General features: G+C 56.9%; 25 protein-coding genes. 11 read left to right on the top strand and 14 right to left on the bottom strand.

The window, feature by feature from the left end; all coding sequences use genetic code 11:
* Window positions 1-22 precede the first annotated feature (22 nt).
* Window positions 23-973, bottom strand: coding sequence for a family 43 glycosylhydrolase (locus tag BLT38_RS00380; RefSeq protein ID WP_172838093.1), 951 nt, complete (start codon window positions 971-973; stop codon window positions 23-25).
* Between the two features lie 140 nt (window positions 974-1,113).
* Between BLT38_RS00380 and BLT38_RS00375 the strand changes: the two genes are divergently transcribed.
* Complete coding sequence (locus BLT38_RS00375; RefSeq protein WP_083343411.1) at window positions 1,114-3,822, top strand: MGH1-like glycoside hydrolase domain-containing protein; 2,709 nt, start codon at window positions 1,114-1,116, stop codon at window positions 3,820-3,822.
* 39 nt (window positions 3,823-3,861) lie between these two features.
* Window positions 3,862-4,563: a HisA/HisF-related TIM barrel protein gene (locus BLT38_RS00370; RefSeq protein ID WP_083343410.1), complete on the top strand. Its 702-nt coding sequence runs from the start codon at window positions 3,862-3,864 to the stop codon at window positions 4,561-4,563.
* Between the two features lie 75 nt (window positions 4,564-4,638).
* Here the strand turns inward: BLT38_RS00370 and BLT38_RS00365 are convergent, their stop codons facing one another.
* The 3 genes from BLT38_RS00365 to BLT38_RS00355 form a co-directional block, all read right to left on the bottom strand.
* Complete coding sequence (locus BLT38_RS00365) at window positions 4,639-5,091, bottom strand: response regulator (protein ID WP_083343409.1); 453 nt, start codon at window positions 5,089-5,091, stop codon at window positions 4,639-4,641.
* Window positions 5,088-6,254: a two-component system sensor histidine kinase NtrB gene (locus BLT38_RS00360; protein WP_231966649.1), complete on the bottom strand. Its 1,167-nt coding sequence runs from the start codon at window positions 6,252-6,254 to the stop codon at window positions 5,088-5,090. The genes BLT38_RS00365 and BLT38_RS00360 overlap by 4 nt, the downstream gene beginning before the upstream one ends.
* Before the next feature lie 122 nt (window positions 6,255-6,376).
* Entirely contained in the window at window positions 6,377-7,420 is a 1,044-nt protein-coding gene (locus BLT38_RS00355; protein WP_083343408.1) for a VWA domain-containing protein, read from the bottom strand.
* A 158-nt stretch (window positions 7,421-7,578) separates the two neighbouring features.
* Here BLT38_RS00355 and BLT38_RS00350 point away from each other — a divergent pair, with 158 nt between their 5' ends.
* The 5 genes from BLT38_RS00350 to rfbD all read left to right on the top strand — a co-directional run bounded on the left by BLT38_RS00350 (window position 7,579) and on the right by rfbD (window position 12,904).
* A complete protein-coding gene (locus tag BLT38_RS00350; protein WP_231966648.1) occupies window positions 7,579-8,910 on the top strand; it encodes a VWA domain-containing protein in 1,332 nt (443 codons plus the stop codon).
* 76 nt (window positions 8,911-8,986) lie between these two features.
* Window positions 8,987-9,871, top strand: a complete 885-nt coding sequence (locus BLT38_RS00345) for a DMT family transporter (RefSeq protein ID WP_083343406.1) — start codon at window positions 8,987-8,989, stop codon at window positions 9,869-9,871.
* Between the two features lie 141 nt (window positions 9,872-10,012).
* On the top strand, window positions 10,013-11,104 hold the full coding sequence (gene rfbB, locus BLT38_RS00340; RefSeq protein WP_083346829.1) for a dTDP-glucose 4,6-dehydratase: 1,092 nt from the start codon (window positions 10,013-10,015) through the stop codon (window positions 11,102-11,104).
* Window positions 11,101-11,976, top strand: a complete 876-nt coding sequence (gene rfbA, locus BLT38_RS00335) for a glucose-1-phosphate thymidylyltransferase RfbA (RefSeq protein ID WP_083343405.1) — start codon at window positions 11,101-11,103, stop codon at window positions 11,974-11,976. Before rfbB ends, rfbA begins: the two co-directional genes overlap by 4 nt.
* Window position 11,977: 1 nt before the next feature.
* On the top strand, window positions 11,978-12,904 hold the full coding sequence (gene rfbD, locus BLT38_RS00330; RefSeq protein WP_083343404.1) for a dTDP-4-dehydrorhamnose reductase: 927 nt from the start codon (window positions 11,978-11,980) through the stop codon (window positions 12,902-12,904).
* Here the strand turns inward: rfbD and rfbC are convergent.
* The 3 genes from rfbC to BLT38_RS00315 all read right to left on the bottom strand — a co-directional run bounded on the left by rfbC (window position 12,877) and on the right by BLT38_RS00315 (window position 14,948).
* Window positions 12,877-13,449 (bottom strand): dTDP-4-dehydrorhamnose 3,5-epimerase, encoded by a 573-nt coding sequence (gene rfbC / locus BLT38_RS00325; protein WP_083343403.1) that lies wholly within the window; start codon window positions 13,447-13,449, stop codon window positions 12,877-12,879. The genes rfbD and rfbC overlap by 28 nt on opposite strands.
* A 250-nt stretch (window positions 13,450-13,699) precedes the next feature.
* Window positions 13,700-14,239, bottom strand: a complete 540-nt coding sequence (locus tag BLT38_RS00320) for a hypothetical protein (protein WP_083343402.1) — start codon at window positions 14,237-14,239, stop codon at window positions 13,700-13,702.
* Window positions 14,240-14,321: 82 nt separating this feature from the next.
* Entirely contained in the window at window positions 14,322-14,948 is a 627-nt protein-coding gene (locus BLT38_RS00315; RefSeq protein WP_172838092.1) for a TetR/AcrR family transcriptional regulator, read from the bottom strand.
* Window positions 14,949-15,051: 103 nt separating this feature from the next.
* On the opposite strand from BLT38_RS00315, the gene BLT38_RS00310 reads away from it, so the two are divergent.
* Window positions 15,052-15,879, top strand: coding sequence for an oxidoreductase (locus BLT38_RS00310; protein ID WP_083343400.1), 828 nt, complete (start codon window positions 15,052-15,054; stop codon window positions 15,877-15,879).
* Between the two features lie 61 nt (window positions 15,880-15,940).
* On the opposite strand, the gene BLT38_RS00305 is transcribed toward BLT38_RS00310, so the two are convergent.
* Entirely contained in the window at window positions 15,941-17,125 is a 1,185-nt protein-coding gene (locus BLT38_RS00305) for an FAD-dependent monooxygenase (RefSeq protein ID WP_172838091.1), read from the bottom strand.
* A gap of 83 nt (window positions 17,126-17,208) precedes the next feature.
* Here BLT38_RS00305 and BLT38_RS00300 point away from each other — a divergent pair, with 83 nt between their 5' ends.
* Entirely contained in the window at window positions 17,209-17,808 is a 600-nt protein-coding gene (locus BLT38_RS00300) for a TetR/AcrR family transcriptional regulator (RefSeq protein ID WP_083343398.1), read from the top strand.
* Between the two features lie 25 nt (window positions 17,809-17,833).
* Here the strand turns inward: BLT38_RS00300 and BLT38_RS00295 are convergent, their stop codons facing one another.
* The 3 genes from BLT38_RS00295 to gcvT form a co-directional block, all read right to left on the bottom strand.
* On the bottom strand, window positions 17,834-19,318 hold the full coding sequence (locus tag BLT38_RS00295) for a TIGR03435 family protein (protein WP_083343397.1): 1,485 nt from the start codon (window positions 19,316-19,318) through the stop codon (window positions 17,834-17,836).
* On the bottom strand, window positions 19,315-19,662 hold the full coding sequence (locus tag BLT38_RS00290) for a PadR family transcriptional regulator (protein WP_083343396.1): 348 nt from the start codon (window positions 19,660-19,662) through the stop codon (window positions 19,315-19,317). The genes BLT38_RS00295 and BLT38_RS00290 overlap by 4 nt, the downstream gene beginning before the upstream one ends.
* Before the next feature lie 355 nt (window positions 19,663-20,017).
* Entirely contained in the window at window positions 20,018-21,169 is a 1,152-nt protein-coding gene (gene gcvT, locus BLT38_RS00285; RefSeq protein ID WP_083343395.1) for a glycine cleavage system aminomethyltransferase GcvT, read from the bottom strand.
* A 30-nt stretch (window positions 21,170-21,199) separates the two neighbouring features.
* On the opposite strand from gcvT, the gene BLT38_RS00280 reads away from it, so the two are divergent.
* On the top strand, window positions 21,200-22,024 hold the full coding sequence (locus tag BLT38_RS00280) for a hypothetical protein (protein ID WP_156784966.1): 825 nt from the start codon (window positions 21,200-21,202) through the stop codon (window positions 22,022-22,024).
* Between the two features lie 6 nt (window positions 22,025-22,030).
* Here BLT38_RS00280 and BLT38_RS00275 read toward each other — a convergent pair whose 3' ends face one another.
* Together BLT38_RS00275 and tatA are read right to left on the bottom strand one after the other, a co-directional pair.
* Window positions 22,031-22,837: a polyphosphate kinase 2 family protein gene (locus tag BLT38_RS00275; RefSeq protein WP_083343393.1), complete on the bottom strand. Its 807-nt coding sequence runs from the start codon at window positions 22,835-22,837 to the stop codon at window positions 22,031-22,033.
* A 126-nt stretch (window positions 22,838-22,963) separates the two neighbouring features.
* Window positions 22,964-23,176: a twin-arginine translocase TatA/TatE family subunit gene (tatA, locus tag BLT38_RS00270; RefSeq protein ID WP_083346828.1), complete on the bottom strand. Its 213-nt coding sequence runs from the start codon at window positions 23,174-23,176 to the stop codon at window positions 22,964-22,966.
* Window positions 23,177-23,367: 191 nt separating this feature from the next.
* On the opposite strand from tatA, the gene BLT38_RS00265 reads away from it, so the two are divergent.
* Window positions 23,368-24,078, top strand: coding sequence for a hypothetical protein (locus tag BLT38_RS00265; RefSeq protein ID WP_083343392.1), 711 nt, complete (start codon window positions 23,368-23,370; stop codon window positions 24,076-24,078).
* Window positions 24,079-24,142: 64 nt separating this feature from the next.
* Here the strand turns inward: BLT38_RS00265 and glgC are convergent, their stop codons facing one another.
* Window positions 24,143-25,396 carry a glucose-1-phosphate adenylyltransferase gene (gene glgC / locus BLT38_RS00260; RefSeq protein ID WP_083343391.1) on the bottom strand — a complete coding sequence of 418 codons (1,254 nt, stop codon included), beginning with the start codon at window positions 25,394-25,396 and terminating at the stop codon, window positions 24,143-24,145.
* Window positions 25,397-25,507 lie beyond the last annotated feature (111 nt).

Below are 25,507 nucleotides of genomic sequence, written 5' to 3'. Positions count from 1 at the left end.
ACTCTAAGAACAACAGGGCCGATCAGCGAGAGTTGATCGGCCCATCCTTCATCGGCACACCAAACACCGGCACGCCATCCTTCCACGTAAATCGCTGCGCCCGCACCGCACGATTCCGAGACGTAGGATCATCCGTAGCCTTGGCCGCATACAGCAGCCACCAACCGCCAGCATCCTGCGCAAACGTGCCACGCCCCGGCCCATAAATCCCATTCGCAGGATTCGCCTCAAACACCGGTTGCGGCATCTTCACCCAGTTCGTCCGCACTAACGGATCGCCGCCACGAAACGTCAACAATCCCAAGCAATATCGTGGCGATGCCGTATCGCTCCCCGAATACACAATGAAAGTCTTACCCGCGTGATACAGCGTTGTAGGCCCTTCATTCACGGGATAGTTCTTCGTCGTCCCCGCACCACGCTCCCACGCGAACTCCGGTTCCGCAATCAATGCCTTCTCACCCACCGGCTGCAATGGCGATGCAAGCTTCGTCATCCAGATCGCATTCTCACCACGATCCACTGTCACATACATCAGGTACGGCACGCCCTTCACCATCAACAATGACGGATCAATCGAAGGTCTTCCCAGCTCCAGCGCACCATGAAACGTGTAGCTACCAAACACATCAGTCGTATCTGACGACAACACAAAGATGGCATGGCCGCCCTTGTTCATGCGAGCCGTAAAGTAGATCCACCACTTCCCCTGCATCTGCCACAGCGTCGGCGACCACACCTGATCCATCCCTTCAGGCGCGGTTAACACCACCTTGCTATCCTGCGCCGCGGTAGGCACAGAGGCGCCGCTCCAAAGCGTAATGTTGTTGCCCGTGGTCGCCAGCAACACGTACTTGCCCTGCACCGGATGCAGCGTAATGAATGGGTCCGCATGATCCAGTAGTGGATTCGCCTGCGCCACCGCAACACCCGCACTCAAAACACACAACACCAACACGCGAAGAAGTTTCATCCGCCAATTCCAAGCCAACATGCACGCCCGGTCAAGCGTCAATACACTAACCCATAGCCAGACACTGCAACGGCCACTAACAAAAATGTGGTATCCCAATCAGCTTGTGACCTATCGGACACTTGAGCATCAAAGAACCCATGTCACACACCACCGCCGAAGAACATCGCTTAGAAGAAAATCGGACCCGTCAAAAGAACTGGCAGCGCTGGGGCACTTACCTTCCGGAACGCCAGTGGGGCACCGTGCGCGAAGACTACTCCGCCGATGGCAATGTGTGGACTAGCTTTCCCTACGAGATGGCGCAGTACCGTGCCTATCGCTGGGGCGAGGACGGTCTTCTCGGATGGACCGACCGCCAATGCCGCGTCTGCTTCTCAACCGCGCTGTGGAACGGCCAGGACTCGCACCTGAAGGAGCGCCTCTTCGGCCTCGGCAATCAGGAAGGCAATCACGGCGAAGACGTCAAAGAGCAGTTCTACTATCTCGACGCCACACCCACGCACAGCTACTGCAAGGCGCTCTACAAGTATCCGCAACGTGCCTTCCCGTACCAGCAGCTGCGCGAAGAAAACAAGCGTCGTGGCTACAACGACCTTGAGTACGAACTACTCGACACCGGCATCTTCGACGAGAGCCGTTACTTCGACATCCTCATCGAATACGCCAAGGCCGACGATGAAGACACGCTCATCCGCATCACCGCCTCCAATCGCGGCCCTGACGCTGCACCGCTCTACCTGCTGCCCACGTTGACGCTGCGCAACAACTGGTCATGGCGCAATCTTGAAGCCACCGGCAAAACGCGTCCCATCATTCGCAAGCGCGCAGAGACAGGCGTCCGCGCCGTCCACAAGATGCTGGGCACATATAACTTTTACGCGCTCACCGGCAGCCAACTCACGCCCAGTGAACTGCTCTTCACTGAGAACGACACCAACTTCTTCCGCCTCGACCCCAACTACAAAGGCGAGCCGCATTACAGCAAAGACGGCTTCGATCGTTACATCGTTCACGGCGACGCCAACGCCGTGAAACACACAGAGGGCACACGCTGCGCACTGCTCTTCAAAGACACCATCCCCGCAGGCGAAAGCCGATCCGTCTACTTGCGCCTCGTCCGACTGCCAACAGCAGATATGCCCCATCCGCCGCGCATTGAAGCGGAACAAGCAGCAGCCATCTTCGATCAACGCATCGCAGAAGCAAACGATTTTTATGGAACGCACATCCCGCTCCAGGCCACCAAGGAAGAGCGCAACGTCTCGCGCCAGGCTTACGCAGGACTGCTATGGTGCAAGCAGTTCTACTACTTCATCGCGCAGCAGTGGATGAGCGGCGACTCAACACAGGTAGCGCCACCACCGCGCAGTAAAAAGTCTGCGGAGTGGCGTCACCTCTTCTGTCGTGACGTTCTCTCCATGCCCGACAAGTGGGAGTACCCATGGTTCGCCGCATGGGACACTGCATTCCACATGATCCCCATGGCGCAGATCGATCCGGAGTTCGCAAAGAACCAACTGTTGCTCCTGCTGCGTGAGTGGTACATGCACCCCAACGGGCAAATGCCCGCATACGAGTTCGCATTCGGCGACGTCAATCCGCCCGTGCATGCATGGGCCGTATGGCACGTCTATCGCCTCGGCATTGATAAGAACAACGAAGGCGACATCGAGTTCCTGGAACGCGCCTTCCAGAAGCTGTTGCTCAACTTCACATGGTGGGTCAACCGCAACGACCAGTCAGGACGCAACCTCTTCGGCGGCGGCTTCCTCGGCCTCGACAATATCGGCGTCTTCGACCGTTCCATCCCGCTGCCACAAGACACCCTCCTACATCAGGCCGATGGCACAGCATGGATGGGACTGTACTGCTCCGTCATGCTCACCATGGCGCTCGAACTTGCGCACCGCCGCTCCAGCGCGTACGAAGACATTGCAAACAAGTTCTTCGAGCACTACATCTCCATCATCGATGCCATCAATTCCAGCAGTGGCAACGGCCTATGGGATGAGGAAGAAGGCTTCTACTTCGACCGCCTCGAAAAAACCGATGGGAGCAACTCCACCGCACTCAAGGCACGCAGCCTCGTCGGCATCGCACCGCTCTATGCCGTCTGCATCCTGAAGAAAGGCACCGTCAAAGGTCTGAACGATTTCAAAAAGCGCATCGACTGGTTCCTTGATTACAAAACCGAACTCAAGAACTTCGTAACCACTGCGAAGAGCGGCAACCCTGAAATCGATAACTCGCGCTGGATCGCCATCGCTCCGCGCGACCGCATGGAACGCATCCTCCGCCGCGTCTTCGACGAATCAGAATTCCTTTCGCCACACGGCATCCGTGGCCTTTCGCGTCATCACCTCGAACATCCCTTTGAGACGGAAATCCACGGCCAGCGCTTCACCGTACGCTACGTTCCCGCAGAGGGCGACAGCGGCATGTTCGGCGGCAACAGCAACTGGCGCGGCCCCGTATGGTTCCCCATGAACATGCTGCTCATCACCGCGCTCGAGCGTTACTACCTCGTCTACGGCGACAGCTTCACCATGGAATACCCCACCGGCAGCGGCGAACAAAAGACCTTCGTTGAAATCGCCGAAGACATCGCTCGCCGCATGGTGAACCTCTTCCTTCCAGACAAGGATGGCTATCGTCCCAGCCACGGCCGCGAACATCGTTACGCTGACGACCCCCACTGGAAGAACCTCATTCTGTTCAGCGAATACTTTGACGGCGACACGGGCCGCGGTGTTGGAGCCTCGCACCAGACCGGCTGGACCGCCCTCGCCGCCACGCTCATCCACGGCCTTTACACACGCCGTGCCCTACGCAACCGCGCCCAATAGTGGCGGCCACCACCGCAAAGCTGCGACACTAGAAGAGTCATGCTCATTCCATCTATCGACCTCATGAACGGACAGATCGTCCAGCTTGTCCAGGGTGAAAAACTCAAGCTCGCCTTTGACGACTTCGATTACTGGATCGACCGCTTCTCGAAGTACCCGCTCGTGCAACTGATCGACCTCGACGCCGCCATGCGCCAGGGCGACAACCGCGCACTCATCCAGCAGTTCACATCGAAGCTCACCTGCCAGGTGGGCGGTGGCCTGCGCACCGCAGAAGACGGCCAGCGCATGCTCGACCTCGGCGCCAAGCGCGTCATCTACGGCTCCACGCTCTTCGGCGGCGACAACGAGGCCGACCGCAAGCGCCACCCGATCATGAACCTCAACTTCGCAGAGTCGCTCAACAGGACGCTCGGTGAAGATCAACTCGTCTTCTCCGTCGACACGAAGCACGGCAAGGTCGCAGTAAAGGGTTGGAAGGAAAGCGTTGACCTCACGCCTGAGGAAGCCGTCACATGGCTTGAGAACGACTGCGCCGCCTTCCTCTACACGCACGTCGACACCGAAGGCACCATGAGCGGCTTCCCCATGGACATCGCCGGCATCCTGCGCGCATGCACAGCAAAGCAGTTGATCGTCGCCGGCGGCATCAAGGAAAAGAAAGAAGTCGACGACCTCGACGCCATGGGCGTTGACGCCGTAGCAGGCATGGCCGTCTACAGCGGAGCCATGGAAGCGTAGTACTCGTAAACAAACTACGAAAAGCATAAGGGCATGGCTTTCGCCATGCCCTTACCTATGTGGATACGATCAGTCTTACCGGCGTCGACGGCCCAGGTTCTCCAACGTCTTAATCAACTTGTCCGGATGAATTGGCTTCGCTTCCAGTGCGAACGGAAGGTTCCGATTTTCAATCAACTGGCTGGTGCCTGCCTGGCCTGAAAACAGCAGCACCTGTACTGTGGGCAACATCTCTTGCACGGCCACAGCCAGTTCAATACCATTCGTGCCCGGCATCATCACGTCAGACAACAGAAAGTCTGGATGAAAGTTCTCTGCCAGCTTCATCGCTTCGTTTGCAGAGTATGCGCCGAACGCGTCATAGCCATGGATGTTCAGGATCTGCACAACGGTATCGGTGATCAGGCGTTCGTCATCCACCACCAGTACACGCCGTCTGCGCGGAGCAGAACGTTCACTAAATTGTGCAACCGCATCATGCGGCGGCGGGGGAAACGCCGAATCGCCATCAAGGCGAAGGATGCTCATGCATTGCCTCTCTCACCAGCCACAGCATCCTGCATCAGACCGTTTGCGTACGGCAGGAAGATGCGGAAGGTGGTTCCGTGATCCTCGACGTCTGTGCTGCTGGTAACAGCAATACTACCGCGATGGTCCTCCACAAACTGCCTGGAGAGCCACAGCCCAATACCGGTGCCACGCTGTTCCTTCGTCGTGAAGAACGGTTCGAAGATCTTCTCCAGCAATTCCTCGGAAATACCCGTGCCCGTATCTGCCATCTGCACGCGTACACCGTCTTCCGGAGACTGGCCCTCAGGCGCAACCGAGACAGACAGATCGCCACCCAGCGGCATCGCATCAATTGCGTTCGCCACCAGGTTTGAGAACAACTGCGTCAGTTCGCCCTTACGCATCGTCAGGCGCTGCGCAGGCTGGTAGTCACGATGCACATCAATGCCGCTGTAAGCCAGCTTCGCACCGTATACCGTCAGAACTTCATCAAGCAGCACGCTCACCGGAAAATCCACCGGCACCGCCGTCTCGCGGAAATACCCCAGCGTCTGCCGCGCAATCAACGACACACGCTCAATCTCCTGCTCGGCCAACCGCAAATACTCGCGTACCTGTTCGTTCACGGTAGGACTCAACCGTGCCAGGTAGATCAGGTTCACCACAGCTTCCAGGGGATTGTTGATCTCGTGCGCAATCGTCGCGGCCATGCGCCCCGTGGCAACGATCTTCTCCGTCTCCACCAGTCGGCGCTCAAATTCCTTGCGCTCAGAAATGTCGCGGGCAATCTTCGAAGCGCCCACTACTGTGCCGCTTGCATCTCTCACTGGCGAGATCGTCAGCGACAGCGACAGCAACTTGCCAGACTTTGCAACGCGCGTCGTCTCAAAGTGTTCAATGCGCTCGCCACGACGCAGCCGCGCAATGATCGTCTTCTCTTCATCTTGCAGGTCTTCAGGGATCAGCGTCAAAATCGATTTGCCAACGATCTCTTCTGACGAGAAGCCGAAGATCCGTTCCGCCGCCGCATTCCAACTTGTAATGGTTCCATCCAGGTCTTTGCTGATAATGGCGTCGTCAGACGACTCCACAATCGCCGCCAGCAACGAATTTGCCCGCGCCGCATCAACCGGCAGTAGCTGTCCGGAAGACTTCTCTTTTGATTCGTTGTCCTGCGTCACTACTTAGACCTGTCGACCACGGAATACAATCCGCATCGCATCTTCCCCGGGGAAAAACTATTTGCGTTTCCACCTAAGATAGCGCGGCTAAGAAAAAGGATGCACGCAAGTCGTCAGACCAGTTACTCCGTATTCGAGTCCGCCATCGCGTAGTAACCCTTGCGCGCCTGGATCTTCACATCCTTGCCGCAGGAGATGGCAATGTTGCGGAATGTCCCATCGAACTTCTGGTTCTTCGGCGTGTAGCTGATCAGGTACTGCGTGCGCAATTCATCGCTGATCTGCGCAAAGGCATCGTCCAGCTTCTTGCCGTTATGCCCCACGTTGATCACGCGGCCACCCGTCTCCTTGGTCAGCTTGTCCATGTCTCCCGCAGGATTGCCCACGGTATACATCGGCCCGCCCATACCAAAGCCAAATCCACCCGCGTCGCTGATCAGGATCACGTAGATAATCGTGTTCGCCTTCTGCGCCGCTTCGATGGCTTCCTTCAACTTCACCTGGCTGCCCTGATCGCCGCCGTCGGTCAGCATGACGATCACCTTGCGGCCAGCCTCGTCATGCAGCTTCTCGTGCGTCGCCAGGTACACCGCGTCGTACAGCAGCGTGCCTCTCGGAGTGGAGTTACCCGTCACCGAGCCAGTGGCCGCACCCGTGTTGATCTGCGCCTTGTTCATCGCTCTGCGCAACGCCGCAGGACTGTTCGTGTAATCCGCCAGCAGGTCAACATTGATGTCGAACGAAATCAGGAACGCCTCATCCTTAGGCGTCAGCACATCCTTCAAAAATGTCGCGCCACTCTCCTGCTCCAGCGGCAACACATTCTGCTGCGATCCGCTGGTATCCAGCAGAATTCCAATCGTCAGCGGCAGCTTCTTTTCCTGCGTGAAGTTCTTGATCACCTGCGGATCGTTGTTCTCCGTCAGCGAGCAGTCGTCCTTGTGCAACCCAGTCAGGAAGCCGCCCTTGTCGCGCGCAGAGAAATACGTGTTCACAAGGTTCACTTGAACCTTCAGCGTCTGCCCATCGGCAACCACTTCCTCCTGTTTCGGAGCGGAACTCGCCGGCGGCGGCCCCATGGGCGATGGGGCATCCTGCGCCCGCGCAGAGGCGGCGAACGACATCACGGCAGCAAAGGCAAGGGTAGAAACGCGCAGAGGACGCATACAAAGTATTGGACGGGACACCACGCCCCGAAGTCTACGACAACGATGCACCCCGCCGCTGCGTCCAACAAGAAAGCGACCGCCAGATTCCGCCGCGAAACCCTCGGCTGATACTCTTGGTGGGACAGTTTCGTTCGTATTGAAGGAGTTTTGTCTTGGTGAAGCTTGGATTGGCAGCGGTGTTGGCAACAGGTCTTGCGGCGGGCTTGGTTACGGTAGCAGGCGCGCAGGCGGGTCAGCAGCAGGCCATCCCGGACGGCCCACGTCCCAACGTGATCCCAGAGGCCGCTGGCGTCACCCCCGGCCGGGGCATCACGACCAGCACCAGCAACACCCCCGCGGACGATGGCGGCAACGGCGGCGTAGTCCCCACCTCGTCGCTTCCGGGTTCGCAGCAGAAAAATGAAGTTCCCGAGGCCGACCAGGCCGCTCCGGACCTCAAAGCCGAACTCGGCCCCGGCGGCCGCGTGCAGACGCTGAACGTCGGCGTCAACTTCGTGCAGATTCCCTTCACCGTGAAGGACAAGTCCGGCAAGCTGGTTCCCGCCATCGACTGGCGCGAAATCCGCGTCTACGAAAACGGCATCCGCCAGCAGATGCGCTACTTCTCCAGCGATCCTTTCCCGCTTTCCATTGCCTTCGTCGTCGATCAGTCGTTGCCCTTTGACGTAATGCAGCGCGTTAACGACGCCCTCGGCGCCGTGCAGGGAGCCTTCACGCCCTACGACGAAATGGCGATCTTTACCTACAACAACAGCACCAAGATGGTTACCGAGTACACCGGCGCGCAGAGCAACCGCGCCATCGCCGCCATTGAGCGCGCTAAGTCCACCGGTCGCGAAGCCTACCTCGCCTCGCCCATGGGCCCACTCTCGCAGACCACCAACATCAACGGCCACCAGTTCGACCCCAACACGGCCCCGGTGCGCAACTCCGCCTCCACTTTCCAGGCACCGCCGAAGGAACAGCACCCGCTCAACGACGCCATCTTTGAAGCCGCCAAGTCCCTCGCCAAGCGCCCCGGCGACCGCCGCCGAATCATCTACGTCGTCAGCGACGGTAAGGAATACGGCTCCAAGGTCAAGTTCAAGGACGTGGTTCAGTTCCTCCAGACCAACAAGATCGCCATCTACTCCACTGTCGTCGGCGACTCCGCCACCCCCTACGTGGGCTGGCTGGACAAGTTCCACATCCCATACACCATGCGTGAAAACGTACTGCCGCAGTACGCTGCAGCCACCGGTGGTGAAGCCGTCTCGCAGTGGAGCCGCAAGGGCATCGAAGAAAGCTTCGGCAAGGTTGCTGAGGACGTCCGCCTGCAGTACACCGTCGGCTACTACTCCCACGAAGCCATCACCGACGGCAAGTTCCGAACGGTCGAAGTTCGCGTAACGCGCCCGGACCTGAACATCGTTGCCAAGAAGGGCTACTACCCCACCGCAGAAAACATGATGCGCACGGGCGGAAACACCACCACACCTCAGAAGTAATCGCGCCATACTCTGAAGCCCCGCCACCAACCACGGTGACGGGGCTTTCTCATGTTCGAGCAGGTAACATCTATAGATGACATTCCTTGGGGCAAACGCGGCCTTCGGACTGCTCGCCGCAGCCCTATGGGGCGGTGGCGACTTCGCCGGTTCCATCGCCGTCCGTCGTGCAGGCAGCACCATTCGCGGAGCCCTGCTGGTCGTCTTCATCGGCCATCTCGTCAGCCTTGCCGTCGTCGCCACCCTCGCCACGCTTCAGGGCAATCCCCTCCCTACAGGAACCACGCTTTGGTGGGGCATCGGAGGAGGAGTCATCGCCTCCGTCTCGCTGGTGGCCTTTTACATCGCGCTCTCCACCGGCCACATGGGCTCCGCCGCGGCCGTAAGCGGACTCCTCTGCGCCATCGTCCCGGCCATCGTCTCCGTCTTCCTCGACGGCGCACCCGGCGTACTACGACTCAGCGGCTTCCTGCTCGCGGGAACCGCCATCTGGATGATCGCCTCGTCCACCGACCCCACACACAGCGCCTCACGACAAGCGATGGTGCTCTCCGTCCTGGGTGGCATAGGTTTTGGCATTTACTTCGTGGCCTTGAAGTTCGCGGGACAATCCGGCGTTCTTTGGGGCATGGCCTCAGCCCGTATCGGCTCATCCACCACTGCGTTGGCGATATCGCTCCTGCTTCTGCTGGTCGGCTTCCGCGAAAAAGGCCATATCGACCCACGGCACACCAAGACGCTCCTGTTCATCCTCGGAGGATCGCTACTCGACACTGGTGGCAATCTCAGCTACCTGGCGGCCACCCGCGCTGGACGTCTCGACGTAGCCGCAGTCCTCGCCTCCATCTACCCCGCCGGAACCATCCTGCTTGCGGCATGGCTGCTACACGAAAAGACTTCCCGCCGCCAAAGATTCGGCATGCTCCTCGCCCTGCCCGCCGTCGCACTCATCACCATCTAATCGCCAGAAATCACCGCCAGTTCTCGACAGAACAACACAGAAACCGCCGTAACTCACACGCAGTTTCATGCTGGAACGTCCCTCATGGAAACGGCACTCAGGAAACTCCAGAGAAAGTCGCTCAAATATAAGATGGTTGGTATGAGTTTTCAGAACGCCCCCGTGCTGGTAACAGGCGGCGCGGGCTTTATTGGTGCCAACTTTGTACTCGATTGGTTCGAAACGGTTGGAACACCGCTCGTCAATCTCGACAAGCTGACGTATGCGGGCAATCCGCTGACTCTTGAATCGCTGAAGGACAATCCCAACTACACGTTCATCCACGGCGACATCTGTGATGCCGACCTATTGAAACGTCTCTTTGCAGAGCATCGTTTCCGGGCAGTCATTCACTTCGCCGCGGAAAGCCACGTCGATCGCTCGATCCTTGGGCCAAAGGTATTCTTTGACACGAATATCGGTGGCACACATCAGCTGCTGAACGCGGCCCGTGAGTTTTATGAAACGCTCACCGGCGACGAGCGCTCCGCATTCCGCTTCCACCACATCTCCACCGATGAGGTGTATGGAACGCTGGAACCAAACGACCCGGCATTCTCAGAGACCACGCAATACGCTCCAAACAGCCCCTACGCTGCGTCCAAGGCAGCCAGTGATCATCTCGTACGCGCGTGGCACCACACGTACGGCCTGCCGACGACAATCACCAATTGCTCGAACAACTATGGGCCATATCACTTCCCGGAAAAGTTGATTCCGCTGATCCTCCTTAACGCGATGGCAGGCAAGCCTCTGCCGGTGTATGGCGATGGACTGCAGGTTCGCGATTGGCTCTTCGTACAGGATCATTGCTCCGCCGTTCGCGCGGTTCTGGAACGCGGCAAGCCCGGCGAAACCTATAACGTCGGCGGTTGCAATCAGCGCGCCAATATCGACGTGGTCAAGACCATCTGTGCGTTGCTTGACGAGCTCCTGCCCGACTCGCAAAACGTCCCGCACAGCAAACTGATCACGCATGTTCAGGACCGCCCCGGACATGATCGTCGCTACGCAATCGACGCAACAAAGATTGAAACGGAACTCAACTGGAAGCCCGCAGAAAGTTTTGAAAGCGGGCTGCGAAAGACGGTAGAGTGGTACCTCGCAAATCAGGCTTGGGTACAGGGCGTGACAAGCGGCGATTACAGAAAGTGGATCGAGCAGAACTACTCGGCTCGTGAGGTACAGAAGTGAAAGGCATCATTCTCGCTGGGGGTTCTGGAACACGTCTCCACCCCGTAACGCTGCCCGTCTCCAAGCAGCTTCTTCCTGTGTATGACAAGCCGATGGTCTACTATCCGCTGTCGACACTCATGCTCGCTGGCATCCGTGAGATCCTTCTGATCTCCACTCCCATGGATACGCCGCGCTTTCAGCATCTGTTGGGAGACGGTTCACAATGGGGACTTTCCATTCAATATGCTGTGCAGCCTTCGCCTGACGGCCTGGCACAGGCATTCCTCATTGGTCGCGACTTCCTCGCTGGCGATAGCTGCTGTCTGGTTCTGGGAGACAATCTTTTCTTCGGACACGATCTCCAGCCAACCTTGATGGAAGCCGCAAAGCGCAAGCAAGGCGCTATGGTATTTGCTTATCCGGTCAGCGATCCAGAGCGTTACGGTGTAGTTGAGTTTGATGACCAACGACGCGCCCTCTCTCTGCAGGAAAAACCAGCGGAACCCAAATCGAACTACGCCGTGACGGGCCTCTACTTCTACGACTCCCAGATCGTCGAAGCCGCAGAAAGCATCAAGCCTTCACCGCGTGGCGAGCTTGAAATCACCGATATCAATTGCTGGTACCTCGAAAAGGGTCAGCTACAGGTGGAAATTCTGGGGCGTGGCATCGCCTGGCTCGACACCGGCACGCACGACTCGCTGCTGGAAGCTTCGAACTTCATCCATGCAATCGAACATCGCCAAGGCCTCAAGGTTGCCTGTCCGGAAGAGATCGCGTGGCGTAAGGGATGGATTACCGGCGGCCAGCTTGAGGCACTGGCTGAAAAGATTGGCAAGAGTTCGTATGCCGTCTATCTCCGCCGCATTCTGAAAGAGCGGTTCTTCTAACGTGACCGCTGCTTCCCCCATTCTTGTCACGGGCGCATCAGGTCAGGTTGGCGGAGAGATCGTCATCCTCCTGCGTCTCCGCAATCAATCCGTTCTCGCACCAACCAGCGCGGAGATGAACCTCGCATCGCCGGATGCAATCCGCTCCTACGTTCGCGAGCATCGGCCATCCTGGATCATCAACGCCGCGGCGTACACCGCAGTCGACAAAGCAGAATCGGAAGTCGAACTTGCGGAAGCCATCAATGCAATCGCGCCGGGCGTTCTCGGTGAAGAAGCTGCAGCATTGCATATCCCGGTGATCCACTTTTCAACGGATTATGTTTTCGCTGGAGATGGTACGAAACCGTGGGTAGAGACTGACGCAACCGGCCCTTTGAGCACATACGGCCGCACAAAACTGGAAGGCGAACAAGCCCTCGCAAACAGCGGCGCTGCGTACATGATCTTTCGAACAAGCTGGGTCTACGGCGCAACCGGCAAGAACTTCCTCCGCACCATCCTTCGCGTCGCCCGTGAGCGCGAATCCATGACCATCGTTGCCGATCAGTTCGGCGCACCCACATGGTCACACGATCTGGCCCGTCTTGCGTTGCACGTCATCGACAGAGCAGGCTCAAACGCTGAGAGCGCCGTGCGCAACCTGAGCGGTCGTTATCACGCTTGCAACGGTGGAGAGACAACCTGGTTTGGTTTCGCCGAAGAAATACTTCGACAGGCTGCGCACTACGAACCTGACGTGCAATTCGCAACACTGCAGCCGATACCAACGGATGCGTATCCGACACCGGCAAAGCGTCCTGCGAACTCGCGCATGGACTGCTCCCTGCTTGCAACAAAACTCGGCTTCCTTATGCCGGACTGGCATGAGTCACTCGCCCAAGTTATCTCGGAATACGATCAGCTACGCGCGACAGGTTCCTTGTAGGCGCTGGGCAAATCCGCATCTTTCAATAGCGGAGCGACCAAATCTCGCGAGGATAACTGTGGCTCAAAACCCTCGATGGGCCACTTAATCCCCAACGCAGGATCATCCCACCGCACAGCGCGTTCCATGTTGGAGTCATAAAGATTCGTGACCTTGTACATCACGGTCGCGGTTTCAGACAGAACCAGGAAGCCGTGGCCAAACCCCTCTGGAATCCAGAGATACTCGATCGTCTCCCCCGTCAGATGGAATCCGGCCCACTGACCAAACTGTGGCGAACCCGGCCGCAAATCAACAGCCACATCCCAGATGTGTCCAGAAGCCGCACGCACCAGCTTGCCCTGCTCATTGCCCAACTGAAAGTGCAGTCCACGCAGCACGCCGCGCCGCGAAAACGACTGATTGTCCTGTACAAAGCGGGTTGGCAGACCGTGTTCGGCAAACGTACGCGTGCTAAAAATTTCGGCAAACCAGCCGCGGTCGTCTCCGTGCACCTTCGGGCGTACCAACTTCACTTCAGACAACGGAGTATCGAGAACCTGCACGAATGGGAGCTCCAGAAAGATCGAAGGGCAGCCGAGATTGCGTAACCAGCATACGCGCCAGTAGCAACGATCTGGAGAAGCCCGCCTTCACCTTGATTCTACCCTAGTGCCAAACGGGCCATTTACTCACATTTAAATGCAGCGGACGTACCTTTGCCCTCAATACAAGCCTCAAAACGACGTGCCGGAATATTTCTCTCCGTAGCAGCAGCGCTTGAGCAGCTGAAGAAATACTTCACTGAAGACAAAATTACGGCTGAGCAGCACCCGCCGGAGCCGAACCAACGCCAGCCGCCGGAGCAGCCGCCACTGGAGTGTTCTTCCCATGCTCCGGGTCGTACTCATGCTTCACCATCCACTGCTTAAAAGCAGCCGTGGGCTCAGAGCCCAGACGCCCGTCACGCATGAAATAGGCAAAATCCTTCATCTCCACCTTGAAACGGCAGGTGTCATAGCTGCCCGGCTTGCCAAACTCAGGCAAAAGTACGACCAGCTCCTGGTTCGGCTTTTTCCATTTCGCCGGAAACGTCTCAAACCCCGACGACACCTGCAACCGCTTGTCGCACTCAAACTGAAAATCGATCCCCCGCGGCTCGCCATTTTCAAACAGATTCGCGCGGCCTTCGCCCTTCGACTCTTCTGCCTGCCGATTTTGGTAGAACGTCGTCTGGTTGCGCCCAAAGATATGCAAACGCAACGGATAATCGGCAGGGTTATGGCTCTCGGCACACGCGAGAACGGGGACAGCCACAAGGCTGGCAGCAAGCAAGGCACGCGAAACAAAGGTCATTGTCAGAATCCGGGAGCGGCAGAAGTAGACGCAGTATAGCCACCACCCCGTTCCTCCTCGTGACGCCATCTCACGACACTGGTTACCGTTTCAATCGAGCAGTTGCTGTCTTCTCTTTCCGTCCGAGCCCGGACATCACCTGCTCAAATATTCCGCGGACGTACTGCTCAGAGATAGGCCCCGTCCCGATCTGCAGCCGGTAATAGATGGGCGCGTAAAGCATGTCGATGGCAGCGTCGAAATCGATGTCCTCACGCAAATCGCCTTGCTGAATCGCTTCTTCGAGGACTTCGCGAGCCATACGCCGCCTCGGCATAATCCACCGCTCCCGGAAAGCCTCTGCAAGCTCTGGATCAAACTGCGCCTCACCCAGCAGCGACTTGATCAGCACTCCATACTTGCTACGAAACGCCTTTGACTGGGCCTCCATCTGCATCCGGATGCGGTCCACCGCGCGAGGCGCACGCGGAAACCCAGTCCCTGGACCAACTTCCGCCAGAAAGGCGTCCATCACAACCGCCGCCTTATTGGGCCAGCGACGATAGATCGTTGCTTTGCCCACACCCGCTTTGGCGGCAATCACATCAATGCCAAGCGCACGAAATCCAACCGCAAAAACTTCTTCCAAAGCCGCTTTAAGGATCGCCTGATGCGCCTCGTCGCTTCTCGGCCTTCCGCGGCGAGACACCGCTTCACTGGCAGTAGACAAGATTTTTCCCCGCTGAAAAATTTCCTGCATCCATTACGGAACTGAGTGTATCGTATATTCCAAATGAATAACGAGACACAATGTTTCGTTATAGGAGGATGTGATGAATGCCAAAGTATGGTTCGTTACGGGTGCTTCCCGCGGATTAGGTGCAGAGATTGCGAAGGCGATCCTCGCAGCAGGCGATACCCTCGTCGCCACAGCTCGCAAGACGGAAGCGCTGGATTATCTCGGCGAACCGGAAAATCTTCTGAAAGTAGCCCTCGACGTCACGAATGAGGAGCAGGTTAAAGACGCCGTCAGCAAAGCATTGGCGAAGTTCGGTCGAATCGATGTACTGGTGAACAACGCTGGCTATGGTCTGCTCGGCGCTGTCGAGGAAAGCAGTGCTGAAGAAGTGGAAGGCGTCTATCGCACCAACGTCTTCGGTCTGTTGAACGTCGTTCGCGCCGTACTACCAAGCATGCGCGCACGCCACGCCGGACACATCATGAACATCTCATCCATCGGCGGTTATGCAGGCTTTCAAGGCTGGGGAATCTATGGCTCGACGAAGTTTGCATTGGAAGGCATCACAGAGGCAATGCACGCCGAGCTAAAACCGCTGGGCATCCACGTCACCGTCGTAGAGCCAGGATTCTTCCGCACAAATTTTCTCGACGCAAGCTCTTTGATCGAAACCAAAACTCGAATCAGCGATTACGCCGAAACAGTCGGTCAGATGCGGGAATTTGCAGGTGGACATAACGGACAACAACCCGGCGATCCTGCAAAGCTAGCGCAAGCACTGCTAACGCTTGCCAACATGAACGAGCCGCCCGTGCGCCTGCCATTGGGAAGCGATACCCTCGCACGCATTGAAAAGAAGAACGCATTCGTCATCGAACAGACGGAGCGCTACAAGAATCTTTCCCTATCAACGGACTTCTGATGATCACTAAACTCCAACCGAAATCGTGGGCCTGCATGCACTATCGTTCCGCAGGCCCACATCACGAATAGGAGTCAAGGCGATACATCCGCTGCACCTGTTTCTGCGTAACGCTCGCCGGTGTCTTTCTCAAAGCAACGTTGCGAAGAAAACGAAACAACGGATTCCCCACATGACAGATCTTCCCGATCGACCACGAAGTGGACACAGTCCAATCCACCTTCTTTCGCCGCAATTGTTCAAAGCGACTTAATGCTGTTTCGTTCAGGCCGAATCTTCCGAAGGCTTCCGCCAAAGCTAACGCATCTTCCACTGCCATCGCGCCGCCTTGTCCCAGATTCGGTGTCGTCGCATGCGCTGCATCGCCCACCAGTCCAATACGCTCGGAAGACCACCGAGATAGAGGCTTCAAATCACCGATGTCTGTCCTCAAAATATCTTCCGCTCGCGTGCTCTCAAGCAGCGATATCCATTGCGGAAAATGAGTTCGAAACAACTTCTGTGCATGCTCCTTCCTCTCGCTCGCAGACGAAGTTTCGCCTGCAGCAGAATCGAACGTCATGTACCAGTAGTAATCACCCGCATTGATCTTCGAAAAACCAACACGACATCCGCTGGCCCATACTTCATAAGCATCGTGCTCCGCACCAGCAGGCAATACCCGCGCACCACGTGCAATAGCGCGATACGAAGACGACCCTGAATATCTCTTCTCGCCATCGAGCCCAACAATCGAGCGAATTTGAGAATGCAATCCATCCGCACCAATCAACACCGCTGCTATACACAACGAACCATCCGATAACTTCGCAATAACTCCATCACCACTTTGAGTTACAGATCGCACTTCGCAACCGAAGCGAACAGGGTCTTCCTGAAGCTGTTCCAGCAACACGCGCTGCAACACACCACGATGTAGCGCAATCGTTTCAAATCCATATTCCTTTGCGATCTGCGACATATCCGTTACCTGAATATCGCCAGACTTCGAGTCCTGAAGTCGCAGCAACTTCACAGTCCATCCCGCTGCAATGATCTTTTCTGCAAAGCCAAGATGCGCGAAAACCTGCATTGCATTGGCTGCCATCCAAATGCCCGCTCCCACCTCTGACAATCCGCCTGCGCGTTCCACAAGCTGCACGCGATAACCACGCCGCTGCAAAGCAATGCCCAATGCCAAACCGCCAATACCAGCACCCTGAATCAGCACATCGCATTCCGTCGCCGTTTCGTCTTGGACTCTCATCGCATTCATGCTTCAATTCTAGTAAGAATAGCGAGCAATCACTCGCCTTTACTGCTCGCTTTCCGAAAGCCCTTGGGTGACAGATGAAAAAGACTATTAAGCCAAGAAAGACGCCACAACAAGATCGTTCCAGGCAAACAAGGCAAGACATCCTCAAGGCAACTGCTCACCTTTTGAATCGAAAGCCGCTCGGCGAAGTGTCCACAAACCACATCGCAAAGAAGACCGGCATCAGCGTCGGAACGCTTTATAAGTACTACCCAAACAAAGATTCCATCCTCGCCGACCTCTCACTCAACTTCATGCAGCAGGATGCAGAGCTCTTCGGACGAATCTTCGTAAACTCCGCGCGCAGCCGACAGAAAAAAGACGCTCTCGTAGAAGAGCTAACCGAGGCACTTATCTCCATCCATCGAGAAGAGTCTCAGGTCAGAGGTATCGTCTATCAAAATCTCGAACGCTTGAACTTACTAGGATCAGCGCAGAGTGCCACGCGAGAAATTCAAACGAAAGGAACAATATCTGTTCCAGAACTCGACCCCATACGAACATGGGTTGCCATCTCAGCCATCAATGCTGCGGTTCACTCCACATCCCAACTTTCCAAAAACCTTCAGCAGTGGGACTTCGTAAACGTCCTCGTACGGAACATTCTTCAAAATCTGTTCAACCTTCAAAAGTGAAGATGAGTGATTCCCTCATACAGGTTCAATTGGAAGACGGCCGTTCAATATGGTCGATCACCAACACTTGCACAGGAGCTTTTGTACGCTCCAGCTTCAAACCAAGCTGCTCTTGTATCGCTGTAAAAATTGAAGGGCCATCCTCCGCTGCTGTTGGAGTTCCATCATCCGGCGTCCAGCGCAGCGTGTAGTTGTAGAAGCCGGTAAGTCCGGTACGGTCCACAACAGGACTTTTCAGTTGAACCGTGAGTTCGTTGATGAACGGCTTCATCGGTTGGCCCATGCTCGTGTACTGGCCATGCCCTCGTTGCCTGCCTCCGCCTTCCTTCATGCCATTGGGACCAATAGCGGGTTGAATCTCAGTCAGACGAGAGCCGTTCTTACCCACGGTAAGCGCGTAGACGGAAAGATCTTTCGTCTCGTAATGAAACTTCAAACCGAAGCGATCGATCAGTATCTTCTGCAGCATTGGTGCGCGCTGGATGGGATCAACCACTTTGCGATATGCAGCTAAATCCGCATCGCTTACTTTTGCCTCAACGTCATATCGCTCCTGTCGAGTCCAATCTGGCAATCCATCAATCTGGTCGCTCAGAAAAATACCAAAGGCCCATTGAATGATGTTCTCCGGCGGCATGTTGGTAATGCTCAGTGCATCACTCATCGGAGGCGAGCCAATGTCCATTCGCACGGCCCCTGTGTGGTTGGGCCTGACAGAGACGACATCGAACTCAATAGGCTTCCCATCCGTACCCATAAGTCTTGGAGTCGCTTCAGGTCGAATAGCCTGCGCACAGACCTGCGGCACCAGCAGAGTGAGAAGTCCCAAAGTTCGCGCAACCTGCAACAGTCCACACTGCGAAAGTATCCGCGCTATCCAGCGACTGCGGCCATTACTGCGACGTTCATGTGGCAGCACCACAATGGCACCAAACAAACTGAGCAACAGAAGAAGACTGAAGCGTGCGTGTACGAACGGATAGAAGAAGTCGGCCTGCGAAAGAAAGCGAAGCTCGTTATGCATCGCTCGTAGACGCATCACCATGGAGATGAAAAGCAGGAACGCGCCTATGTTCAGCGATAGCAGCGCCACAACAGGAGTCATCTTCAGTGATCGATGCCGCAGCACTCCATAAACGAACACACCCATCCAAACGAACAGCATGGCAGGAAGCAAGCCAGCAGTAAGCTCAAGCACCGCTGAACCTGGCCACTGAAAGCTTCCGCGATACTGCGTAAGTAGCTGAGTCACGGCAGGTGCATAGAGCCTTTGCCACAGTGGGTACAAAGCAACGAACGCAACAGCAAACCAGAACGGCGCCAGCAATGACCGCAGACGCTGTTCACCTGTTGAAACTGTTCTGCGCAATGCCTGGGTCAGGCACCACCAACCACTTCGACCGGCCGCGAAGAACTCCACCAGATCGCCTGCAAAGCCCTCCGACTCTGGACCAGGAGAACTCACTTCCACCAGCCAAAGTGCGACACGCAACATGGTCTGCTGTTTCATCGCGCACCTCTTGTCTTCGCACCATTGGCAAACGAAGGGACATCCTGCCAAAGCTGATTCAGCGACGTTCGAGTGTGGTCAATCGCACGCAGACCCTGATCTGTCACACGCACAAAGCGCTTCGCACGGCCCCCTCGTTCTGCGCTCGGCTGCCCCATACGACTGGCAATCAACCCCGCAGCCTCAAGCCGTTCCAGCGTCTTGTAGATGCTGGCCAGCGCCGCGCTCTTCCCCGTCAGCGACGAAATCTCGTCGCACAGTGGAACGCCATAGGCCTCCTCTCCCAAACGAAGAATCGCAAGGAGAATCATCAGATCCGGAGCATTCAAAAGAAGGTCGCTCATTTATTCTCTTATTTAGAAGAAATGAACAGACTACGTCAATACTTTTTTCAAATAGCTTGAACTGCCTCAAAGTATCCCCTTCGACGGGACGGGAGTTTGCTGTCAAGCCCCTGCACCATTCAAGCCCAACAAATCAAAAGGAATAGAGTTGGCATGGTATTTCTACCGAACCGCTAAAATAGAAAGAGACAGGAAAAGGGCCGCGCTAAGCGCGGCCCTAACTCGTTTAGAAAGACGATTTTGCCTCTAACCCAATAGGAAGACGATTTTAGCGAAACCAAAACCGTAAACCCAATAGAAAGACGATTTTAGAAAAACAGGGGGAGGGGGTACCCCACACCCGCCCACCAAGTGCTTAAACCGTCGGCTTCGGTGTCCGAACGCGCTTGTAGAACGGCGTAGGAATCACCTTGGCCTTCACCAGATTGCCGCGAATCTCCACCGCAACCTCGTTGCCCAGCTCAGCTTCCGCAGGAGGAACAAACGCCAGAGCAATGTTCTTCTTCAGCGTGGGCGAAGGCGATCCGCTGGTCACAACGCCCAGCGGTTCACCCGCGAGCGAACGCACCGGATAACCATCACGCGCAATACCGCGATCCACCATCTCCAGACCAACCAGCTTCTTCGCGGGAGCACTAGCACTCAGCGCCTGCAGCGTCGACTTGCCAATGAAGTCGGCTTCCTTCTCCAGCTTGCAGTACCGATTCAGGCCAGCCTCAAACACGTTGATCTCGTCAGAGATCTCGTGGCCGTACAGCGCCATCGCACTCTCCAGGCGCAACGTATTGCGCGCGCCCAGACCAGCCGGAACAATGCCAAACTCCGCACCCGCCTCAAACACAGCCTTCCACGCTGCCTCGCTGGTAGCCACATCGCTGGGCACATAGATCTCGAAGCCGTCTTCGCCCGTATAACCAGTGCGCGCGATCAGCACGTTGTAGAACCCCGCAACCTTGCCCCACGTAAACCAGTAGTTCTTGATCACCGACAGATCGGTATCAGTCAGCTTCTGCAGCGTCTCCTGCGCCTTCGGTCCCTGGATGGCAATCTGCGTGTACAGGTCGCTGTAGTCATTGATGTGGACGCTCGGCATGGAGCCGATCGTCTGGCGAACCCAGTTGATGTCCTTCTCACGCGTACCCGCATTGATCACGATCAGATAGTCGTTGTCGCTGAGCTTGTGCAGAACAACGTCATCCACAAAGGTGCCTTCCGGCGTCAGCATCGCCGAGTAATGCGCCTGGCCAATCTGCAGCTTGGAGGCATCGTTCATCAGCAGCTTCTGCACCGCATCCAGCGAACCGGGTCCACGCAACTGGATGCAACCCATGTGCGACACGTCGAACACGCCCACTGCTGTACGAACGGCGTTGTGCTCAGCCACCAGGCCGCTGTACTCCACCGGCATCTCCCATCCACCAAAGTCCACCATCTTGGCCCCGAGGGCTTTGTGGGTGGCGAAGAGAGCGGTACGGCGAAGCGATGCGGCGGAAGTTGTGTCGGCCATGAATCCTCTGGGGTGGAAATGTGGTCTAAGGTGGCAGTGCTTATGCCTGTCACACCCATCTCCGAGGATACCGCGATCCGCGCCACCATCCACCCGAAGCACACCATCATTCCGCGCGGACTCCCATACCTGGAGCAGCGTATGCTGTCAGCGATGCGGCTCTCCCTCACCATCCTGATGCCAATGCTGGTTAGCTCCGCGGTAGCGCAGACGGCCGACCGTTCCGCAGCTCCATCCAGCCCGGCAACAACGGCTCCCGCTGCACGTACAGGCGTCTATAGCGTCCAGAATGGTGAACTGGTCGTAGCTCCGGGCCTACGAATCCCCAACGGCAACGTGCCCTGGGCACTGGATACGGTCGACGGCAAGCAGGTGTTAGTCCCAATCCACCACACGCCACTCGCGGGCACAGCAACCAACGGCACGCTCGACGGTCCCACCTCGCACACGCCACTGCACTCGTCCACGCCTGCCTTCTTCGTCCATACCAGTGACCGCACGGAGAACGCCGGTGACAGCGGTCGCGGCACGCCAACAGGATGGGCTCTGCTCTCTGCCCCGGTCACCGACAGCCACCGCACCGTTGCCCGGCCCAAGTTCACCGACGTCAACAGCGCCACCGTATGCACTGCCCCGGTCATCTGCACCACTGCCGAGTCCCTGCCCGACGGCTGGCTCCGTGTCACACCGCAGGCCCCCTTGACACCGGGAGAGTACGCACTGCTCCCTATCCAGAAGACCCTAACCCCCGGCAACACCCTGGCCTACGACTTCACCGTCGACGGGGGGCAGGGGGCGGCCCGTGACACGGTCGCGCCGGGCCAGAATCTCGACACAAGAAAAAAGAAGCGCTGATCGCAACTACAGCGTCAACGTCGATACATCGACCGTCGCTTTTGGATAACGCAGCTTCATGCCCTTCATGGCCTCTACGAGAATCTCGGAGATTGCCACGTTGCGATACCACTTGTTGTCCGATGGGATAACGAACCAAGGAGCATGCTTCTTGCTGGTCCGCTCCAGAATGTCTTCGTAGCAGTCCTGATACTGCGGCCAGAACTTGCGTTCGGCGAAGTCCGCAGCAGATAGCTTCCAGTGCTTGCTGTTGTCATCAATGCGCGCTTGTAGACGCCGCTTCTGCTCAGCCTCGGAAATGTGCAGGAAGAACTTCAGGATGGCGATGCCATTCTCTGTCAGCATCTCCTCGAAGCGGTTGATCTGATCCATGTGTGCATGTGCGGTCTTCTTGTCCATCAGCCCGTGCACACGCGGCGACAGCACATCCTCGTAATGCGACCGGTTGAAGATACCGATCATGCCGCGCGGCGGCACGGCATTGTGGCATCGCCAAAGGAAGTCGTGCTTCGCCTCTAGCGGAGTCGGCACCTTGAACGCCGTCACATCGCATCCCTGCGGGTTGATACCTGAGAAGATGTGACGGATCGTCCCATCCTTGCCAGCGGTGTCCATCCCCTGCAGCACCACCAACACACCATGCTCCCCACCGGCATACAGCACCTCCTGCAACCGATCCAGATCTTTGCGATGGTGTTGTAGGTAGGTTTGTGCGTCGGCTTCCGACTTGAGCTTGCCAGTCTGTGCTGCATCAATCTTCTGCAGGCTGACTTTCTTACCGGGAACTACCAGATGGGGCGACTTAATCTTCAAGGGGCGGATTCACCTTTCGTAAGCAGTACGATGCACGATACCGCTTTCCTACAGAAGGTGAAAGTGCCACAAATGGAAAGAGGCACAGGATATGTCCTGTGCCTCTTCGCAAAACATGGGAGCAGACTACGACTTGGTCGCAGGCTCCTTCGGCTCCGGCGTCACAATGTGCGCGTCGGTCTTCACATCGTCAGTCACGCCCTTCAGGCCTTCCTTGAAGCCCTTCAGGCCTTCACCAAGTCCCTTACCCAGTTCCGGCAGCTTCTTCCCACCGAAGAACACCACAACGATAAGGCCGATGATCAGCAGGTGCATGGGCTGGAACAGGTCATTGAGCATGGCAGAAACCTCCGAAAGCAGGCCGCGCAATGGCGTTACCTGATCCAGCCCATTGTCGCACAAATCCGGTGAGTCTGGCGTGATGCGAAGGCAGGAACGGCGGTTGACGGTATATCCTGAATGGGTGCAGTCCCACACCGCCGCCGCACGACCGCGCGGAACCGCCTGGGGGCTGCCTGCAGTGGAGGAACATGCTTATTTCCCGTCCCCGGCGGCGTCCTGCCGGGCCGTCCCTGGTGTCTGCCCGTAACGTTGTCATTGCTGGACTTGCTGCCCTCTGCGGATTTGCCGCAGCCGCCACCGCGCGGGCCCAGGACACCTTCCGTCCACCACCTCCAGTCACCTACACAGAAAAGTACGAAGTTTTTGGTGGCCTCAACTTCCTGAATGGCCAGGCCGGGCAGAACATCCCCAAGCGTTACAACATGGGCGGTGGCGAAGTGATGGGCACCTACTGGATCACGCCAAAGTGGGGTGCTGCAGCCGATCTTCGTTGGGACGGTGGCACGACACCTGCCCTGCCAGCAGCCCAGTCCACGAATCCCAAGATCCAGACACTGCCGTTCGTCTCGCAGATGATCTACATGGGTGGCGCGCAGTACCACTGGGTTGGCAACCAGCGCGCAGGCATCAACCTGCACGCATTGGCTGGCGCCAGCAGCGGCAACTTTGACCACAGCAACCCAGCTGGCCTTTCGTCGCAGACCTTCTTCAACACAACCGGTCTGTACACCAACCGCACCGCCTTCAATGGCGTGGTGGGCGGCAGCATCGACTTCAACCGCTCGGCACGCTGGGCCATTCGCGTTTCGCCGGATCTTGTGTTTGAGCACTTCGGCACAGAGCTGCGCGAGTTCTTCTCCATCTCGGGCGGCGTAGTCTATCGCTTCGGCGATCGCTAAACCAGTCCATCCAAAACAAAGAGGCCCGGATCGCTCCGGGCCTCTTTCTTGTCTTCAAAAACACTTACATGGTCTGCATGAATTCCGGGCTTACCGGATTTTCGTACGGCGTGATGTCGCGGGTGACAACCGTGATGCCACTTGGTGTGACGTGATACTTCTTGCGGTCTTCGTTGCTGTCGTAACCGATCACGGTGCCATCCGGAATGTGCACGTCACGATCGATGATGGCGCGACGGATACGGCAATGACGGCCGATATTCACATGGTTGAAGATCACTGACGAATCGATGTCAGAGAACGAATTCACACGCACGTCCTGCGATAGAACGCTTTGGCGCACGGCCGATCCTGACACAACGCATCCCGGCGAAACAACAGAGTTGACCGCCATGCCCGTGCGTCCCATCTCGCCGAAGACAAACTTCGCCGGAGGATACTGCGTGGGCCGCGTTCTCATAGGCCAATCGCGATCGTAGAGGTTGAACACCGGGCTCACCGAAGCGATATCCAGATTCGCTTCATAGTAAGAGTCCAGCGTACCCACGTCGCGCCAGTAGAGCGCTTCCTTGCGGTTTTCATCAACGAAGTTATAAGCGGAAACCTTGAAGCGTCCCAGGAGCCCGGGAAGGATGTTGTGACCGAAATCGTGCTTGGAATCGGTCTTCTCCGCGTCCGCCATCAACTCCGGCAGCAATACATCCGTATTGAAGATGTAAATGCCCATGGAGGCATCCACCTTTTCCGGATTAAACGGCGACCGGATGTTGGTGGTCTTGGGCTTTTCCTGAAACCCGATCACTTCGCCGCTACTGGACACTTCCACCACACCGAAGCCGGCAACTTCGTTCGGATCGACTGGCAGCGTAGCGATGGTGCATGCCGCACCACTCTGCACATGCTGATCCATCATCAGGCCATAGTTCATCTTGTAGATGTGGTCGCCTGAGAGGATGATCACGTGCTTTGGCTGTTCGGAACCGATGGAATAGATGTTCTGGTACACCGCATCTGCCGTTCCCTGATACCAGCTCTTATTCACACGCTGCATGGGCGGCAAAATCTCAATGAACTCGCCCAATTCATTGGCCACAACCGAACCCCAGCCTTCACGGATGTGGCGGTTCAGGCTCAGCGCTTTGTACTGCGTCATGATGTAGACCTTGCGCAGGTCACTGTTAATGCAGTTTGAGAGCGTGATGTCGATGATGCGATATTGTCCGCCGAACGGCACCGCGGGCTTTGCGCGTTCCTTGGTCAGCGGAAACAAACGTTCGCCAGCGCCTCCGGCCAGCAGTACTCCAAGCGTATCTTTCATTCACTCATCCCCGGGCGAACCTGAAAGGCTTCAGCGAAACATTAGACAGACAGAACCTGTCTGCGCAAGCCGAAAGCTGTCACCCATAATCCCTTCGATGCAGAATCCAGC

Source organism: Terriglobus roseus (genome assembly GCF_900102185.1).
Lineage (GTDB): Bacteria > Acidobacteriota > Terriglobia > Terriglobales > Acidobacteriaceae > Terriglobus > Terriglobus roseus_A.
The sequence above is the reverse complement of the archived record's forward strand: the minus strand, read 5'-3'. Positions and strand labels throughout refer to the sequence as shown.

Coding starts and splice junctions, on each gene's coding strand:
- BLT38_RS00380 (WP_172838093.1), bottom strand. CDS start 973: ATGAAACTTCTTCGCGTGTTGGTGTTGTGTGTTTTGAGTGCGGGTGTT.
- BLT38_RS00375 (WP_083343411.1), top strand. CDS start 1,114: ATGTCACACACCACCGCCGAAGAACATCGCTTAGAAGAAAATCGGACC.
- BLT38_RS00370 (WP_083343410.1), top strand. CDS start 3,862: ATGCTCATTCCATCTATCGACCTCATGAACGGACAGATCGTCCAGCTT.
- BLT38_RS00365 (WP_083343409.1), bottom strand. CDS start 5,091: ATGAGCATCCTTCGCCTTGATGGCGATTCGGCGTTTCCCCCGCCGCCG.
- BLT38_RS00355 (WP_083343408.1), bottom strand. CDS start 7,420: ATGCGTCCTCTGCGCGTTTCTACCCTTGCCTTTGCTGCCGTGATGTCG.
- BLT38_RS00345 (WP_083343406.1), top strand. CDS start 8,987: ATGACATTCCTTGGGGCAAACGCGGCCTTCGGACTGCTCGCCGCAGCC.
- rfbB (WP_083346829.1), top strand. CDS start 10,013: ATGAGTTTTCAGAACGCCCCCGTGCTGGTAACAGGCGGCGCGGGCTTT.
- BLT38_RS00320 (WP_083343402.1), bottom strand. CDS start 14,239: ATGACCTTTGTTTCGCGTGCCTTGCTTGCTGCCAGCCTTGTGGCTGTC.
- BLT38_RS00310 (WP_083343400.1), top strand. CDS start 15,052: ATGAATGCCAAAGTATGGTTCGTTACGGGTGCTTCCCGCGGATTAGGT.
- BLT38_RS00305 (WP_172838091.1), bottom strand. CDS start 17,125: ATGAGAGTCCAAGACGAAACGGCGACGGAATGCGATGTGCTGATTCAG.
- BLT38_RS00300 (WP_083343398.1), top strand. CDS start 17,209: ATGAAAAAGACTATTAAGCCAAGAAAGACGCCACAACAAGATCGTTCC.
- BLT38_RS00295 (WP_083343397.1), bottom strand. CDS start 19,318: ATGAAACAGCAGACCATGTTGCGTGTCGCACTTTGGCTGGTGGAAGTG.
- BLT38_RS00290 (WP_083343396.1), bottom strand. CDS start 19,662: ATGAGCGACCTTCTTTTGAATGCTCCGGATCTGATGATTCTCCTTGCG.
- gcvT (WP_083343395.1), bottom strand. CDS start 21,169: ATGGCCGACACAACTTCCGCCGCATCGCTTCGCCGTACCGCTCTCTTC.
- tatA (WP_083346828.1), bottom strand. CDS start 23,176: ATGCTCAATGACCTGTTCCAGCCCATGCACCTGCTGATCATCGGCCTT.
- BLT38_RS00265 (WP_083343392.1), top strand. CDS start 23,368: ATGCTTATTTCCCGTCCCCGGCGGCGTCCTGCCGGGCCGTCCCTGGTG.
- glgC (WP_083343391.1), bottom strand. CDS start 25,396: ATGAAAGATACGCTTGGAGTACTGCTGGCCGGAGGCGCTGGCGAACGT.